We start from the raw sequence: 15,128 nt of genomic DNA on the forward strand, positions 1-15,128 counted from the left end.
TATTTATATTATGGCACTCAATTACATTTCGGCAGCAGAAGCTGCGAGCCTGATTAAACATGGCTACAACATCGGCTTGAGCGGATTTACTCCCGCAGGAACAGCCAAAGCCGTTACGGCTGAATTAGCAAAAATCGCGGAAGCAGAACATGCAAAAGGAAACCCGTTCCAGATAGGTATCTTCACCGGTGCTTCTACCGGAGACTCTTGCGACGGTGTGCTCTCGCGCGTCAAGGCCATCCGCTACCGCGCGCCCTACACCACCAACTCCGACTTCCGCAAAGCCGTGAACAATGGCGAAATAGCCTACAACGACATCCATCTCTCACAGATGGCGCAGGAAGTACGCTATGGTTTCATGGGAAAAGTAAACGTTGCCATCATCGAGGCATGCGAGGTTACTCCCGACGGTAAAATCTACCTGACGGCAGCCGGCGGTATCGCTCCGACTGTCTGCCGCCTGGCCGACCAGATTATCGTGGAACTGAATGCCGCCCACAGCAAGAACGCCATGGGCCTGCACGACGTCTACGAACCCCTCGACCCTCCTTACCGCCGCGAAATCCCCATCTACAAACCGAGTGACCGTATCGGCCTGCCCTACATCCAGGTAGACCCGAAAAAGATTGTCGGCGTAGTGGAGACCAACTGGCCGGACGAGGCACGTTCGTTTGCCGCCGCCGACCCGCTGACCGACAAAATCGGACAGAACGTGGCCGACTTCCTTGCCGCCGACATGAAACGCGGAATCATTCCGCCTACCTTCCTGCCGCTGCAATCCGGTGTGGGCAACATTGCCAATGCCGTATTGGGTGCTTTGGGACGTGACAAGACCATCCCCGCTTTTGAAATGTACACAGAAGTCATCCAGAACTCTGTTATCGGACTTATCCGCGAAGGCCGCGTGAAATTCGGCAGCGCCTGCTCACTGACCGTAACGAACGACTGTCTGGAAGGTATCTACCAGGATATGGACTTCTTCCGCGACAAACTGGTGCTCCGTCCGTCGGAAATCTCCAACAGCCCGGAAGTGGTGCGCCGGCTCGGTATCATCTCCATCAACACCGCCATCGAAGCCGACATCTACGGCAACGTGAACTCCACGCACATCGGCGGTACGAAGATGATGAACGGTATCGGTGGAAGCGGTGACTTCACCCGCAATGCCTATATCTCCATCTTCACCTGTCCGTCCGTTGCCAAGGAAGGTAAAATCTCGGCTATCGTGCCGATGGTTTCGCACATGGACCACACGGAGCATGACGTCAACATCATCATCACCGAACAAGGTGTGGCCGACCTCCGCGGCAAGAGTCCGAAAGAACGTGCACAAGCCATCATCGAAAACTGTGTTCATCCGGACTACAAGAACATTCTGTGGGATTACCTGAAACTGACTGACGGCAAGTCACAGACTCCCCATGCCCTGCGCGCCGCACTGGCTATGCACGCTGAGCTGGCCAAAAGTGGAGACATGAAGAATGTAGACTGGGCACAGTATAAATAAACTGCTCCCTAAAAAGGCGGAGAAAAACCGCCCGAAAGATATACCGCGTTGCATGTATATTTCCGGTTTGCTGGATCTATATATGCAACGCGTTGCATATATAGATGGAACACGCTGCATCTATAGTTCCAACAACAAGCTATTTCAGTACCTACTACATCCCTGTATCAATTCCTGGCAAAACCTCCTTCTTACCGGTAAACTCACTATCTTTTGCTTCAGTTTCCTTTTCAGTTTCTTCAATCGATCTCTCACCGAGCCAACGCTTATCGTTCGCATTGAGTGAAAAACTGCAATAATTTGTCCAGAGAAATACTTGCCTCCATTTGATCCCTCCTATTCATTGAAAACGGGCTGCCTGGAATCACTTCCCGGACAGCCCTTCCTTCACATTTAAAGTGAAGATGCAGAGAGAGTAGTATGATGACACTCTATTCCTGACCTCCCCCTAACGCCTTGTAGAGGTTAATCAGGCTTTGTATTTCAGAAAATCGGTTTGCCGTCTGTGCCAGTTGAGCGTTGAGCAATGTCTGCCGGGCGGTAAGCACCTCCAGATAGGTGGTGTTGCCATGCTCCATCAGCAGGGAAGTGCTGCGGGCAGCTGTCTGCAAGGAAGCTACCTGCTTGTCCAGCAGTTCGCTTTTGGATAGGCTTGTCTGCCAGGCAGTCAAGGCATCGTTCACCTCGCTGCCTGCATTCAGCAATGTCTGCTGGAAGGCAAGGGAAGCCTCCTCCTGCTGGGCACGGGCTATGCGGTACTGTGCAATGACCTGCCCGCGGGCAAAGAGCGGCTGCGTCAGCGAACCCACTGCCGAAGCCAGGAACTTGCCGGGATTCACAATCATTGAACCGGCGGAATTGGTCCAGCCCGCACTCCCGCCCAGCGTGATGGAGGGATAGAAGGCAGAGCGCGCCGCATTGGTGCCGTAGAACGCCGCTTCCAGTGTCCGCTCAGCCGAGCGGACATCAGGACGGCAGGAAAGCATCTGAACAGGAATCCCTATAGAAAAGCCCACGGGGAACTGCTGCTCTGCCAGCACACCGCGCTCGTAATGACGGGGCGTCTCTGCCAGCAACAGCGCAAGGCTGTTCTCCACCTGGTTTATCTGTTCTTCCAAATCAAGCACGGAAGTCTGCACCTGATAGTACGTGGCCTCCATCTGCGACACGGCGGATTCGTTCGCCATGCCCGCATTCATCAGGGCACGGGTGGAAGCAACGGTTTCCCGCCACGTCTCTTCGGTCTGCCTGGAGATGGCAAGCTGCTGGTCCAGCATCAGCAGGGTATAGTAAGTATTGGCTATCCCGGCAATGAGCTGGGTACGCACGGCCTGGCGATAGTCCTGACTCTGCGCATAGAGCGCCTTCGACTGTTTCTTGGCATTGCGCATGCGGCCGAAAACATCCAGCTCCCAACTGGCAGTAACGGGCAGCGAATAGGTCTGTGTGGCCTTGTGGCTGTCAAAGCTGCTCACCGTGCCCTGCGGCGCAAGGGCAAAGGAGGGCAGGAAGGCAAGCTTTGCGGACAGCAGGGTGGCTTCGGCCTCTTCCACGCGAAGCTGTGCCGACTGGTAGTCGGTATTGTTCTGCAACCCTTGTTCGATGAGTGCCTGCAGATGTGGGTCGGTGAAAAGCTCGTGCCAGTCCATGCCGCCCAGGCCAAGGTCCAGGCTGTCTTCGGGAGCCACCGGAGAACCGTCGGTGCTCTCCGTAAAAGTGGCTATTTCTTCCCCGTAGAGGCCGTCGGGGACCTCGGTAGCGGGTTTGTATTTGGTGTACACGCCGCAACTGCTGAACAGCAAACCGGCGGCGGACAATAGGATGATATGTTTCTTCATTGTTCCAATCTGTTTTTATTTTATTTTCCTCAATCTTTTGCCCGTTCTGCCTCACTCTTCTGCTTTTCAAGCAATACCTGCATATCGGCTTCTTCCTCCATTGGCGGACGAACCTTCTCCTGTAAGTACTCGAAGATGATGTAGAACACCGGAACGACGAAAAGCAGCGCTAGCGTTCCGATGAGCATGCCGCCTACTACGCCCGTACCCAGCGAAGAGTTACCGTTGGCGCCCGCACCACTCGAGAACATCAGCGGAAGCATACCGAATATCATCGTCAGCACCGTCATCAGGATAGGACGCAAACGGACCTGGGCGGCCGAATAAGCTGATTCCACAATGCCCATTCCCTTGCGGCGCCGCTCGATGGCATACTCCGTAATCAGGATGGCCGTCTTGGCGAGCAAGCCAATCAGCATAATCACACCCGTCTGCAAATAGATGTTGTTCTCCAATCCCAGAACCTTGGCAAAGAGGAATGAACCCATCAGCCCGAACGGTACGGAGAAGATGACCGCAAACGGTATCAGGAAACTCTCATAAAGACATGCCAGGATGAGATAGATAAGGAAGATACAGATGGCATAAATAAAGACAGTCTGCGCACCACCAGTATTGGCTTCCTCACGTGCCATACCTCCGTACTCGTAACCGTAGCCCAGCGGCAATGTCTGTTCTGCCACTTCCGCAATCACTTTCTGCACTTCACCGGACGAATATCCTTCCGCCGGATTCACATTAGCGGCGATAGCGCTGTACAGATTGAAACGGTTTGCCGTCTCCGGACCGAGCACCTTGTTCAACGTCACGAACTGGCTGACCGGAGCCATCTCCGTACCGTTGCGCACAAACATATTACCCAGTGCTTGTTCGTCCAGACGATATTCGGGCGATGCCTGCATCATGACGCGGTACACCTTACCAAACTGATTGTAGTTGGAAATATAGGCACCGCCGCAATAGCTGCCCAATGCGTCGAGCACCGCACCCGGCGAGATACCCGCACGCTTGCACTTGGCAGCATCCACATCTACCGATACCTGCGGGAAATTCATGGCATAAGAGGTATACGCCATAGCCACTTCGGGACGCTGGTTCAACGCACCCAGAAACTGTATCACTGCCTCGTAGAACGTAGCCATGTCACCACCCGTTCTGTCCTGTAGGTTCAGCTCCAGGGAGTTACCCATACCATAGCCCGGAATCATACCCGGCTGGAAGCTGAATATCTGTGCCTCCTTCACACCGTAGAACTGTGCATTGAGACGGGCCACCACAGCGTCGGACGTGTGTTCGCTCCCCTTCCGCTCGCCCCAGTCCTTCAGACGGATGATGATGGTACCGTAGGAAGTGCCCTGACCGGACATCAATCCGTATCCTGCCACCTTGGAATAGTGTTCTATCTCGGGAGTGTTTTTCAGGATGTCCTCCAGCTTGTTCATCACCTTCGTAGTTTCTTCCAGCGTGCTTCCCGGTGAGGTGCTGACGTTCACCATGATGACACCCTGGTCCTCCTGCGGCACAAGCCCTGTCTTGGTGGTGCTCATCAAGTAAACCAGCAATACGACGGTAGCCGCCAATGAAGTCCACACCATCCAGCGGCGGTGGATGAAGAACATCACACCTTTCTTATATTTGCCCAGCACGGCGTTGAACGAGGCATTATATGCCGCACGCACCCGTCCGTTGATGCTCTTCGCACTCTTCGTACCGTCCGACGGACGCATCATGATGGCACACAAGGCGGGACAAAGCGTCAATGCCGAAATCATGGAGATGCCCACCGCCGTTGCCATCGTGACACCGAACTGCGTATAGAACACGCCCGAAGTACCGCCCATAAACGTCACGGGGATAAATACCGCCATGAACACGCAGGTACAAGAGATGATGGCCATCGTCACATCGCCCATCGCATCCTTCGTGGCAAGGTAAGGGGACTTGTATCCGGCATCGAACTTGGACTGCACCGCCTCCACCACCACGATGGCATCGTCCACCACCGTACCGATGGCAAGCACCAACGCAAACAGCGTCAGGATATTGAGACTGAACCCCGCAGCCACCAGGCAGGCAAACGTGCCGACCAGCGACACGATAATGGAAATGGAGGGTATAAGCGTACTCTTGAAGTCCTGCAGGAAGAAATACACCACCAGAATTACCAGTATAATGGCAATGACCAGTGTCTCCACCACATTGTGTATGGAAGCGAAGAGGAAGTCGTTGGAACTCATCATCGTCACAAATTCCGTCCCTTCGGGCAGGCTCTTCCTCATCTCGTCTATCTGTGCGGTAATCTGCTTGTTGACGGCGGTTGCGTTGGAGCCTGCCGTCTGGAACATCATGAAAAGTACCGCCGGCTTGCTGTCCATCTCACTGCGGAAACTATAGGTCAGCGTACCCAGCTCCACATCCGCCACGTCCTTCAGACGGAGCACGGAACCGTCACTCTGCGAGCGTACCACCGTGTTCTGGAATTCCTCCACACTCTTCAGACGTCCGCGATACTTCATCGTAAACTGGAACACGTTCTTTGAATTCTCGCCCAGCGAACCGGTAGGCGCTTCGATGTTCTGCTCGCCCAATACGGCGGTCACATCCGAAGGGACCAGTCCATACTGCGCCATCCGTTCCGGTTTCAGCCAGATGCGCATACTGTAGGTATCACCCAGCTCCATTACGTCACCCACACCTTCGATACGTTTGATTTGCGGAATCACGTTGATGTCGAGGTAATTGGCAAGGAACGTCTGGTCGTAGCGCCCGTCGGTGCTCACCAAAGCGCCGATTTGCAGGAAGCTGGTCTGCCGCTTCTGGGTAGTCACACCGATTTTCGTCACTTCGGCGGGCAGCAGTCCCTGCGCCTTGGATACGCGGTTCTGTACGTTCACCGCAGCCATGTCGGGGTCCGTGCCCTGCTTGAAATAGACTTGTATGGTGGCAGAACCGGCATTGGTGGCGGTAGAACTGATGTACATCATGTTCTCCACACCGTTGATGCTCTCCTCCAACGGCATGATGACACTGTTCAGCACGGCTTCGGCATCGGCGCCGGTGTAGTTGGCACTGACATATACCGTAGGAGGCGCAATGTCAGGATATTGTTCCACCGGCAGCGTAAAGAGCGAAATGAGCCCTATCACCAGAATCAGTACGGAGATGGAGATAGCCATCACCGGCCGTTTTATAAATATGTTTCCTTTCATCTTAATGGGTCATTGATAGTTGATAAAATAGCAATCATCATTTCACTTGCGTTCCTTCGCGCAGCAGTCCGGCACCTGTGGAAACAATCTCGTCACCCACTTTCAGTCCGTCCAGCACCACGTATTCGCGTCCGTCATTTATTCCTGCCACGGTAATCAGGGTAGAGACGGCCTTGCCATCCACTACCTTGTATACCAACGTCTTGTCCTGCAACTGTACGGTGGCTTCTTGCGGAATCACAATGCAGTTCTTATACGTGGCAGGCACCACCACCGTGCCCGATGCCCCGCTATGGAGCAGGCGCGATTCGTTGGGGAAGACCACGCGTGCCACTACCGTACCCGTCTGGCGGTCGATGACACCACTGATGGACTCGATGGTACCTTTCTTGTCGTAGACGGAATTGTCGTTCAGACGCAGCTCTGCCGCCGGCATGTTCTTCAGCGCCTCGTCCATGCTGCCGTACTGGCGTGTCAGGGCGAGCAACTGGTTCTCGGTCATGGAAAAGTAAACGTACATGTCGCTGTTGTCACTGACCGTTGTCAGCGGTTGCGGCAAGCTGGGGCTGACCAATGCCCCTGCACGGTAGGGCAATGCCCCCACCACCCCGTCGCTGGGACTCTTCACTTCCGTATAGGAGAGGTTGTTGCGTGCGCTTATCTCCTGGGCCTCGGCCTGCGAGAGTTGTGCCTTGGCGGTAAGGTAGCTGTTTTCGGCAGTCTTCAGGCTGAATTCCGAAACCACTTTCTGCGCATACAATTCCTTGTTGCTGTTATAAGTCAGTTCGGCAGTAGCCAGTGCGGCACGTGCCGCTTCCACATTGGCAACGGCCGTTTTGAGTGCAGCCTTGTAGGGAACCTGGTCGATGATGAAAAGCAGTTGTCCCCGGCGCACCTTCTGCCCCTCGGTCACACAAAGCTTCTCGATGGTGCCCGACACTTGCGGATAAATATCTATGTCCTGCCGTCCGCGTATCGTTGCTGAGTACGAAGTGGAAAGCTCTTTGTCCGTCGCCTCCACTTTCATGGTAGCATAAGAAGGTTTCATTCCGGAAGCATCCGATGCCTGCTTGCAAGATGCCAAACACATTGTACAACCGACAATCCCTATCAGCCGTATCCATTTCCTGTTCAATGTAATCATACTTTTTCTCATTGTCTTTTTGTTAAAACTGGTGGCAAAAGTAGGAGAAAGGAACAACGCCATAATGACCAATTACACTCCAAAGATGTTCCTTTTTCGACATTCATCTTTTTTAAGGATAATGAATTGTCTATAAATGACATATAGAACAAGAAAGCCGCATAATGGAACATCCCATATTTCCCATTATTCACCAACTTTGCAAAACGAAAAAGGAAGAATATGGAGAAAGGGAACATAAAAATCGTAGAAATCGCGGACTTTAAAAACAGCGAACATGTCCTTGACTATGTAGACAATGACTTTGTCATAATCAATAGTCTGGAGGGAAGCCCCTACAATGAAGATACAATAAGATTGGGATGCTTCCTTATCGCTATCTGTCTAGAAGGCTGCATCCAGTTGGACGTCAACTACAAAACCTACCAACTGGAAGCAGGCGACTTACTGCTCGGCCTTCCCAATACCATTATCAGCCACGCGATGGTAAGCCCAAAGCACAAGATAAGGCTTGCCGCATTCTCCACACAGTTCCTACAACGCGTGGTCAAGATGGAGAAGGATACATGGAATACCGTTATGCATATCCACAACAATCCCATAAAGTCTGTCGGGGAGGAAGGGGACAAGGAAATCTTCAAATTCTACCGGGAACTGCTTATGGCAAAGATAAACGACGAGCCTCATCACTATCACAGGGAAGTGATGCAATACTTGTTTTCTGCCATTTTCTGTGAGATGTTGGGACACCTCAACAAAGAAGTGAACCCTTCAGAAATGACAGTCGATACAAAAGAAAGCATCAAACAGTCCGACTATATCCTGCGTAAGTTTATAGAGATGTTGTCCAAAGACAACGGCATACACCGTTCTGTAGGATATTATGCCGATGCACTCTGCTATAGCCCCAAACACTTTTCGAAGGTCATCAAGCAGGCATGCGGACGTACACCGCTGGACTTGATAAACGAGAATGCCATTGAACACATCAAGTACCGGCTGAAGCATTCGGACAAGTCCATCAAGGAGATTGCAGAAGAATTTAATTTCCCCAACCAGTCTTTCTTCGGGAAGTATGTGAAGTCTTATCTGGGTATGTCTCCGGCACGCTACCGCAATACGAAAGAGGAATGATTTCCCCTACTCTTGGGGCTCACTCCGTAAAGGTCTGCATTAGGAAGCTAAACCTTAACTTTACGACGCTAAAGGTCAACTTTACGATGGCTAAACCTCAACGTATCACTTCATCACACACCGCATCCTGGAAAGCGCGTGCTTCCCTGCCCGACAGTGCATTCTGGTTCATGATGGCAAAGGCTATCTCGTGTCCGTTGCGGGCTTTAAGGTAGCCGGCCAGGCAGTTGATGGCGGTAAAGGAACCCGTCTTGGCATGTACATTTCTGTGGGAAAGGGTGCCTTTCTTCATGCGGAACTCCAGTGTACCGTCCACGCCGCCAATGGGCAAAGCCTTATAAAGTTTCTGGAAAACATCCGTACGCGAGTAGGCATATCGCAGGAAAGAAACCAAGAGTTCCGGTGAAATGTAGTTGTAATTGGAAAGACCGCAACCATCTGCCAGATTATACCTATCGGGGTTATATCCCATCTCTTTTATCAGCATGCGGATGGCAGAAAGCCCGTCCTCGGCAGAGACACGCTTCTTTCCGCTGCTCTGCACACCCAACCGGCAGAGCATGGCTTCGGCATTGAGATTATCGCTCTCCTTCATTATCTGTTTCACCACATCCTGCACGGAAGTTTCGTAGGAAGCCATCCGTACGGAGAGGCTGTCTTGCCTGAACTCGCCGAAGAGGTAAGAGACTTCCGCATCTACCGCCGGAATGCACCGGATGCCCCGTGCCTGCAACCGTTCCATAAAGGTATGCATGAAGAAGTCCTGCGAAGAAAATATATTGACCGTACCTGCACGGCGGGCATCGACGTTGCCCGTCACGGTGATGTTGTTCCCGTTCACCAGCCAGTCGCGCGACACACGGAAACGTCCGGCAGAAGGGGTACGGCTTTGGGTCTTGTTCGTCAGTGTATAATAGGAAGAGGCGGGAGTGCATTCAAGGCGTGCGCTGTCGCCCCGTTCGCCGGGTGTGGCGGTAACCTTCACCACTCCTTTATTCAGCATCAGCGGTGAGAGGTAGGGCTGGAAGGAATAGGGAGTATCATCCCACAACCAGCCGCTGCCCCAGTACAAGGAGTCTTTCATGGAGACATCTCCATACACCTTGCCTTTGATGACAGAGAAGGGGAAACGGGCCACGGTAGCCACCAGGGAATCCAATGCCTCTTCATCAAACTCCGGGTCGTAACCGCCTATCACATATATATCCCCCTGCAAGGTATCGCGCTCAATGGTTCCCTGATACCACACTTCCGTACGGAACGGCTCGTCGGCTTCGGGACGGGAAAGGGCGGTAATGGTGGTCAGCAGCTTCATGGTGGAAGCGGGACGGGAAAGCTTGTCCGCCTGATAGCCGTACAAGGGCTTTCCGGCAGTCAGGTCATAGACCGAAATGGCCACATTAGAGCCTGCGGGAAGTTTGTGTTCTATCAACGCATCAATCCGCGCAGAGAGCGGCTTCACCGGAGTTACCGTCTCTTGGGGCCATAATGGGAGCAGGCAGACGGATAAAATTAACAGCAACAATATCCTTTTCATAAATATATTTATCTTTAAAGGCAAAAGTACGACAATCTTACAAATGAACAACAACGAGGTAGTCTTTTCATAAATTATATCCAGCCATCCATCTTAATATTCCTTTAAAAATACTACTTTTGCATAGATTGCATAGGCAAAATCTCCCAGTTACTATCACTCTAAAATTGATGTACCATGAAACTACAACTTACAATTGCCAGCTTTACAATATGCCTCCTTTTCTCCCCCATGCTTCGGGCACAAGAATCTCCGCGCATTGTCAGTTATGACTTAACCGTACAGATTGATGTACCGAACCGACAAGTCGAAGTTGGCGGTTCGTTTGAAGTCGATTTCCATGACAGTGACTCAATCTCGTTGGTACTATGGCGCCATGCCCGTATCGACACACTACGCCACAGCAGCCGGGAGATAACCTACCGTTTCGATACGCTTGCCCCAGCACCTGCCCAATTCATTCCCGACGGACGGACCTTGACCCTCTACCGGCCGGCAGGAGCCGATGACCGCTGCCGCATAAATACCCGTTACACACTCTACATGCAGGAAGTGCAGGGCCCTGCAAAATCATTCAATGACCATTGGATTGAACTTGGTTACTATACGGGATGGTATCCTGTCTGCAACGGTAACCGGGCAGATTATTCGCACTTACGAATCGGCATCACTGACGGTTATACGGTGAGCGGCTCAGGTATTATTTCCCATACAGAAGAAGGGATATGGGAAATGGAGCAACCTTGGGAGAATTTCGACAATGTTATCCTGGCTTCACCCATGCTGAAAAGCCGCCGCATCAATGATAACGGAACTACCATTGAACTTATCTATACAGACTTCCCGGATGCCGGTGCAGACTCGGCACTTCAATGTTGCCACAATGCCTTGAAATTCTTCCGACGCCTTTATAAAATTGCGGGAGATGAGGATATTTACATGAAATTCCTGCTTTCAGCTTCCGGCACCTCAGGAGGGTACAGCCGTAAAAATTTCATTATGCTCAGTTCCCGAACATTCAATGAATATGTACTCAAGAACACCGCCCACGAAATCGGCCACTTCTGGTGGAACAAGGCTCCGGTGGAATCTTGGCACGACTGGCTGAACGAATCTTTTGCCGAATTCAGTGCTTTGCAATACATACGCCACGCCCGCGGCGAAAAAGCCTATGCCGCTTACATCGACGCCTACCGTAAGGAAACACGCCATATCCGTCCTATCTGGGGTATTGACCGCAACGACCGCGAAGCGCATCTTGCCCTCTATAGGAAAGGGTCAGTACTACTCGCCGACCTGCTTGTCCGGGTGGGTGAAGAACCTTTCTTCAACTTTCTGGCAGGTGTCATCCAAGCCCATATAACAGACACATCGGCTTTCCTGGATTTTGCGGAAAGCCGATTGGGACGTAAAAACCGGGTCTGGATTGAAAAGCGGTTAAAAGAATAAACACCTAATTATTCTTCAACTGTTCCTTTCGCCACCGGCTTCTCAAAATGAGTGCCGCACTTCCTGCATACATACTCCCAATGCTCAGTGCCCGGAGGTGCGGCCGACAATGCCGCAATAACAGCAGCCACCACAGCACGCACCCGATGGCTCTTCTTCAGCACAAACTTAATCTCATCCGAACCGCAATGGGGGCAGTACCTCAACTGTTCCGGAATCATCTGGTTCCGTTCAAGCAGGCGGAGGGCATTGTCATATTCATCTTCATAAACAAATATATCCACTCCCGTGACATCACGGACATATCCGCGCATCACGGAAGACATGTTTTCATTATGCAAAACAGACGCAATGCCCTCATTCTTCAAGGCACCCTGAATGACGTGTGCCTGGAAGGCATCGTCGCAGGTGATTAGCTTTACGGTTTTCATCTTTTATGTTTATATGAAACAATAGTCATGGGTTCTACAATGCCTCCTTGAATATCTCTCCCACCGTGGGGTGCGGAAAGACAATCTTCTTCCATCCATCGGCAGTAAGTTTCAGCTCGATGGCCATGCCTGCCAGCGTGATGATTTCCGAAGCGGGATTACCCAAAACATGTGCCCCCAATACGGTATCGTCGCCACCCAACAGTAACTTGCAGACACCGTTCACACCTTCGTTCTCGGCGACGAAACGACCGCTGTACGCCATCGGCAGCTTCACTGCACGGTAGGCTACGCCTTTCTTCTGAAGGGATTCTTCCGTCTCGCCCACACCGGCTATTTCGGGATTGGTATATACCACGCCGGGGATGGCACGGTAGCTCATGGCATCCTTCTTGCCAATGATGGAATGTATGGCTACTTCCGCCTCGCGGACGGCTGTATGCGCCAGCAAGGAATATCCCGTCAAGTCACCGCAAGCATATACTCCGGGAACGGAGGTCTGCATCTGTCCGTTGACAAAGACATTTCCGCGTTCCGTTCTTTCCAAGCCCAGATTCTCCAATCCGAAGCCTTTCATTACCGGACGGCGCCCGACACTCATCAGAAGCCTTTCGGCAACGACAGAACCGGGACCGTCGGCAGTTTCATAATTCACCTGGATAAGGGAAGAAGCTTCGGCAGCATCCTGTGCAACAGATACCACTTTTGCACTCAGCATGAACTTGATTCCCCGCTTAGCGTACTCTGCACGGAGCATACCCGCCAGCTCTCGGTCCATACCGCCTCCCAGTATCTCGTCCAACATCTCGACGACGGTTACCTGCACTCCCAGGCTGTTGAAGAAAGAAGCGAACTCCATACCGATGACACCGCCGCCGATGATGGCAAGCGAAGCGGGCAGTTCCTTGTTATCCAGTGCATCACGATGAGTCCAATAGGACACTTTGTCTATGCCGGGAATGGCAGGGACAAAGGTTTCGGAACCGGTGCAGAGCAGCAGGTTATCGCATTCGTAGGTTTCTCCGCCGCACTCCACATGATTCTTGTCCGTCACTGTGGCCCCTCCGCTGACAATCGTCACACCATGGGCAGTCAGCTTTCCTTTGATTCCCAATACCAGCTTGCGTACTACCTTCTGCTTGCGGGCAATAATCTTGGGCAAATCAAACGATACTTCGGGCACACTGACCGCATACTTCGAAGCATGGCGGGCTCCGTCATAGGTCTTGGCCGAATACAACAAGGTCTTGGTAGGGATACACCCTTCATTCAGGCACACTCCACCGAGACTCTGCTTCTCAAATAGTACGACACTCAATCCTGCTTTTCCGGCAGCTTCGGCAGCAGTATATCCCGCAGGACCTCCACCGATAATGGCAACTTGGTATTTCATGGAATTAATGGTTAGTGGTTAATGATTAGCGATAATTTGTGCGCAAGTTAATAAAACCCGTATTATCCGGCAAAAAAGAGTACTTCTTTCTTTCGGAGAATACAGCGTAAAGAGGAAATAATTATCTTTGTCGTGCAGCATTTACAAAGAATGCCACGTCCAATGGACATAATCAAATAATAACCAACATGAAAACGACTGACTTATTCCAATCCATCCTTTTGTTCGCTCTTTTCCTTTGCGGCCTGACGGCTTGCAATGATAGCGATGAAATCCGCCTCTCGCCCTTTCAGGAAACTACCGTGAAGGGCGAAGCCTCTACCCTGCAGATAGACCTAACACGCGGCGACTGGCGCATAACCTCCATCACCACCCCATGGGGAGACCTCATGATGGATGGCAACAAGCTCCCACAACTGGAAGGTACGGGAAGCCTGCATTATAAATGGTGGGACTTGGAACGGGACACCGACAGCCATCTCATCCTGCACTTTAAAGACAACTTTGACTTAGGTGAATCCCGTAGCCTCATCATCAACCTTGAGATGAAAACGGGACTCTACAAGGAACAAATCATCATACACCAAGAACCGTGCACTAACTTCTATCAGATAGAGTCCATCGAATACAGCGTGGAAGAAGGTGACGGAGTGAAAGAAGCCGGAACAGGACCTGATAAGAGTACCTATAAAAATGAAAATCTGGGAAACACAACCGACAAGCATGACTACTATCCATTCATCAATAAATGGACAGAATACGCATTCATACCCGATGGGCACTCTGATGAAACCTTCAAAAGCATAGACCCGGAGAAACGTAGCATCTATCTGCCCAACCACATAGAAGACGGAAAAATAATCATGGGACAACAACTGTTATTCTTCATCAACCAAGGCAAGTATTACAAAGAAGACGAACTGAGATATAAACATTTTGAAGTAGACATAGTAGGTATGAAATGGAACATATACACTTCAACCATCTACTACAAACGGCTTCAAGTGACATTCACCGCCACTCTTTCACGTCCCGGTAGCGATACAAAGAAGGTACTCAAGGGTAAATTCATGCAGAGATACCCTTATGACTGCTCGGAAATACATCACGAAGTAAAGGATTCTTTAGAAGATTAGAGTCCGGTGTCTGTCAGACAAGACTCCACCTCCTCCCTGCTCAATGCCGGAGCTTGCCCATCGGCAAGCTTACGGCATACCAGCCGACCGGCCGCCAGCGCTTCCACCTTTGTTGCAAATGGCAGGCGACCGCTCAAAGCAGGTATAAAAGGTTGATATATCAGGGTATCGGCTCCATGCAGCACCACGTAGCCGTAACCGCCTTCCACCTCCATCACCCGGCATTTCAACTCATTGCCACCGCCGGCAGTATGACCCGAACAGCAAGAAAGGCATACCGCCATCACAGCCGGTACACCTATCTTTATCATAATAAACATCAGCTTCATAAGTTCCGTTCAATTATGGGG

General features: G+C 51.6%; 11 protein-coding genes. 4 read left to right on the top strand and 7 right to left on the bottom strand.

The window, feature by feature from the left end:
- The first annotated feature begins 10 nt into the window (after nucleotides 1–10).
- Complete coding sequence (locus CSD97_RS01775) at nucleotides 11–1,507, top strand: acetyl-CoA hydrolase/transferase family protein (protein ID WP_022400612.1); 1,497 nt, start codon at nucleotides 11–13, stop codon at nucleotides 1,505–1,507.
- A 431-nt stretch (nucleotides 1,508–1,938) separates the two neighbouring features.
- Here the strand turns inward: CSD97_RS01775 and CSD97_RS01780 are convergent, their stop codons facing one another.
- The 3 genes from CSD97_RS01780 to CSD97_RS01790 are packed head-to-tail and all read right to left on the bottom strand — an operon-like array spanning nucleotide 1,939 to nucleotide 7,698.
- Nucleotides 1,939–3,345, bottom strand: a complete 1,407-nt coding sequence (locus CSD97_RS01780; RefSeq protein ID WP_022400613.1) for a TolC family protein — start codon at nucleotides 3,343–3,345, stop codon at nucleotides 1,939–1,941.
- 29 nt (nucleotides 3,346–3,374) lie between these two features.
- Nucleotides 3,375–6,554, bottom strand: a complete 3,180-nt coding sequence (locus CSD97_RS01785) for an efflux RND transporter permease subunit (protein ID WP_098031888.1) — start codon at nucleotides 6,552–6,554, stop codon at nucleotides 3,375–3,377.
- A gap of 37 nt (nucleotides 6,555–6,591) precedes the next feature.
- A complete protein-coding gene (locus CSD97_RS01790) occupies nucleotides 6,592–7,698 on the bottom strand; it encodes an efflux RND transporter periplasmic adaptor subunit (RefSeq protein WP_034523281.1) in 1,107 nt (368 codons plus the stop codon).
- Nucleotides 7,699–7,920: 222 nt separating this feature from the next.
- Between CSD97_RS01790 and CSD97_RS01800 the strand changes: the two genes are divergently transcribed.
- Nucleotides 7,921–8,832, top strand: a complete 912-nt coding sequence (locus CSD97_RS01800) for a helix-turn-helix domain-containing protein (RefSeq protein ID WP_022400615.1) — start codon at nucleotides 7,921–7,923, stop codon at nucleotides 8,830–8,832.
- A gap of 97 nt (nucleotides 8,833–8,929) precedes the next feature.
- On the opposite strand, the gene dacB is transcribed toward CSD97_RS01800, so the two are convergent.
- Nucleotides 8,930–10,369 carry a D-alanyl-D-alanine carboxypeptidase/D-alanyl-D-alanine-endopeptidase gene (gene dacB / locus CSD97_RS01805; protein ID WP_022400616.1) on the bottom strand — a complete coding sequence of 480 codons (1,440 nt, stop codon included), beginning with the start codon at nucleotides 10,367–10,369 and terminating at the stop codon, nucleotides 8,930–8,932.
- Nucleotides 10,370–10,546: 177 nt separating this feature from the next.
- Between dacB and CSD97_RS01810 the strand changes: the two genes are divergently transcribed.
- Nucleotides 10,547–11,818 carry a M1 family aminopeptidase gene (locus CSD97_RS01810; RefSeq protein WP_022400617.1) on the top strand — a complete coding sequence of 424 codons (1,272 nt, stop codon included), beginning with the start codon at nucleotides 10,547–10,549 and terminating at the stop codon, nucleotides 11,816–11,818.
- A gap of 8 nt (nucleotides 11,819–11,826) precedes the next feature.
- On the opposite strand, the gene CSD97_RS01815 is transcribed toward CSD97_RS01810, so the two are convergent.
- Both CSD97_RS01815 and lpdA read right to left on the bottom strand, forming a co-directional pair.
- The gene (locus CSD97_RS01815) at nucleotides 11,827–12,249 is read right to left on the bottom strand and encodes a DUF2007 domain-containing protein (protein WP_005825260.1); all 423 of its coding nucleotides are present in this window, start codon (nucleotides 12,247–12,249) and stop codon (nucleotides 11,827–11,829) included.
- Between the two features lie 34 nt (nucleotides 12,250–12,283).
- Entirely contained in the window at nucleotides 12,284–13,642 is a 1,359-nt protein-coding gene (lpdA, locus tag CSD97_RS01820) for a dihydrolipoyl dehydrogenase (RefSeq protein ID WP_098031889.1), read from the bottom strand.
- 188 nt (nucleotides 13,643–13,830) lie between these two features.
- On the opposite strand from lpdA, the gene CSD97_RS01825 reads away from it, so the two are divergent.
- The gene (locus CSD97_RS01825; RefSeq protein WP_061412812.1) at nucleotides 13,831–14,778 is read left to right on the top strand and encodes a hypothetical protein; all 948 of its coding nucleotides are present in this window, start codon (nucleotides 13,831–13,833) and stop codon (nucleotides 14,776–14,778) included.
- Here CSD97_RS01825 and CSD97_RS01830 read toward each other — a convergent pair.
- Complete coding sequence (locus tag CSD97_RS01830; protein WP_005825250.1) at nucleotides 14,775–15,107, bottom strand: DUF4907 domain-containing protein; 333 nt, start codon at nucleotides 15,105–15,107, stop codon at nucleotides 14,775–14,777. The genes CSD97_RS01825 and CSD97_RS01830 overlap by 4 nt on opposite strands.
- Nucleotides 15,108–15,128 lie beyond the last annotated feature (21 nt).

The organism is Bacteroides sp. AR29 (assembly GCF_900217715.1).
Taxonomy (GTDB): Bacteria; Bacteroidota; Bacteroidia; order Bacteroidales; family Bacteroidaceae; genus Bacteroides; species Bacteroides uniformis.

Excerpts from the sequence above, each read along its gene's own strand:
- CSD97_RS01775 (WP_022400612.1), top strand. The coding sequence starts at position 11 with ATGGCACTCAATTACATTTCGGCAGCAGAAGCTGCGAGCCTGATTAAA.
- CSD97_RS01780 (WP_022400613.1), bottom strand. The coding sequence starts at position 3,345 with ATGAAGAAACATATCATCCTATTGTCCGCCGCCGGTTTGCTGTTCAGC.
- CSD97_RS01785 (WP_098031888.1), bottom strand. The coding sequence starts at position 6,554 with ATGAAAGGAAACATATTTATAAAACGGCCGGTGATGGCTATCTCCATC.
- CSD97_RS01790 (WP_034523281.1), bottom strand. The coding sequence starts at position 7,698 with ATGATTACATTGAACAGGAAATGGATACGGCTGATAGGGATTGTCGGT.
- CSD97_RS01800 (WP_022400615.1), top strand. The coding sequence starts at position 7,921 with ATGGAGAAAGGGAACATAAAAATCGTAGAAATCGCGGACTTTAAAAAC.
- dacB (WP_022400616.1), bottom strand. The coding sequence starts at position 10,369 with ATGAAAAGGATATTGTTGCTGTTAATTTTATCCGTCTGCCTGCTCCCA.
- CSD97_RS01810 (WP_022400617.1), top strand. The coding sequence starts at position 10,547 with ATGAAACTACAACTTACAATTGCCAGCTTTACAATATGCCTCCTTTTC.
- CSD97_RS01815 (WP_005825260.1), bottom strand. The coding sequence starts at position 12,249 with ATGAAAACCGTAAAGCTAATCACCTGCGACGATGCCTTCCAGGCACAC.
- lpdA (WP_098031889.1), bottom strand. The coding sequence starts at position 13,642 with ATGAAATACCAAGTTGCCATTATCGGTGGAGGTCCTGCGGGATATACT.
- CSD97_RS01825 (WP_061412812.1), top strand. The coding sequence starts at position 13,831 with ATGAAAACGACTGACTTATTCCAATCCATCCTTTTGTTCGCTCTTTTC.
- CSD97_RS01830 (WP_005825250.1), bottom strand. The coding sequence starts at position 15,107 with ATGAAGCTGATGTTTATTATGATAAAGATAGGTGTACCGGCTGTGATG.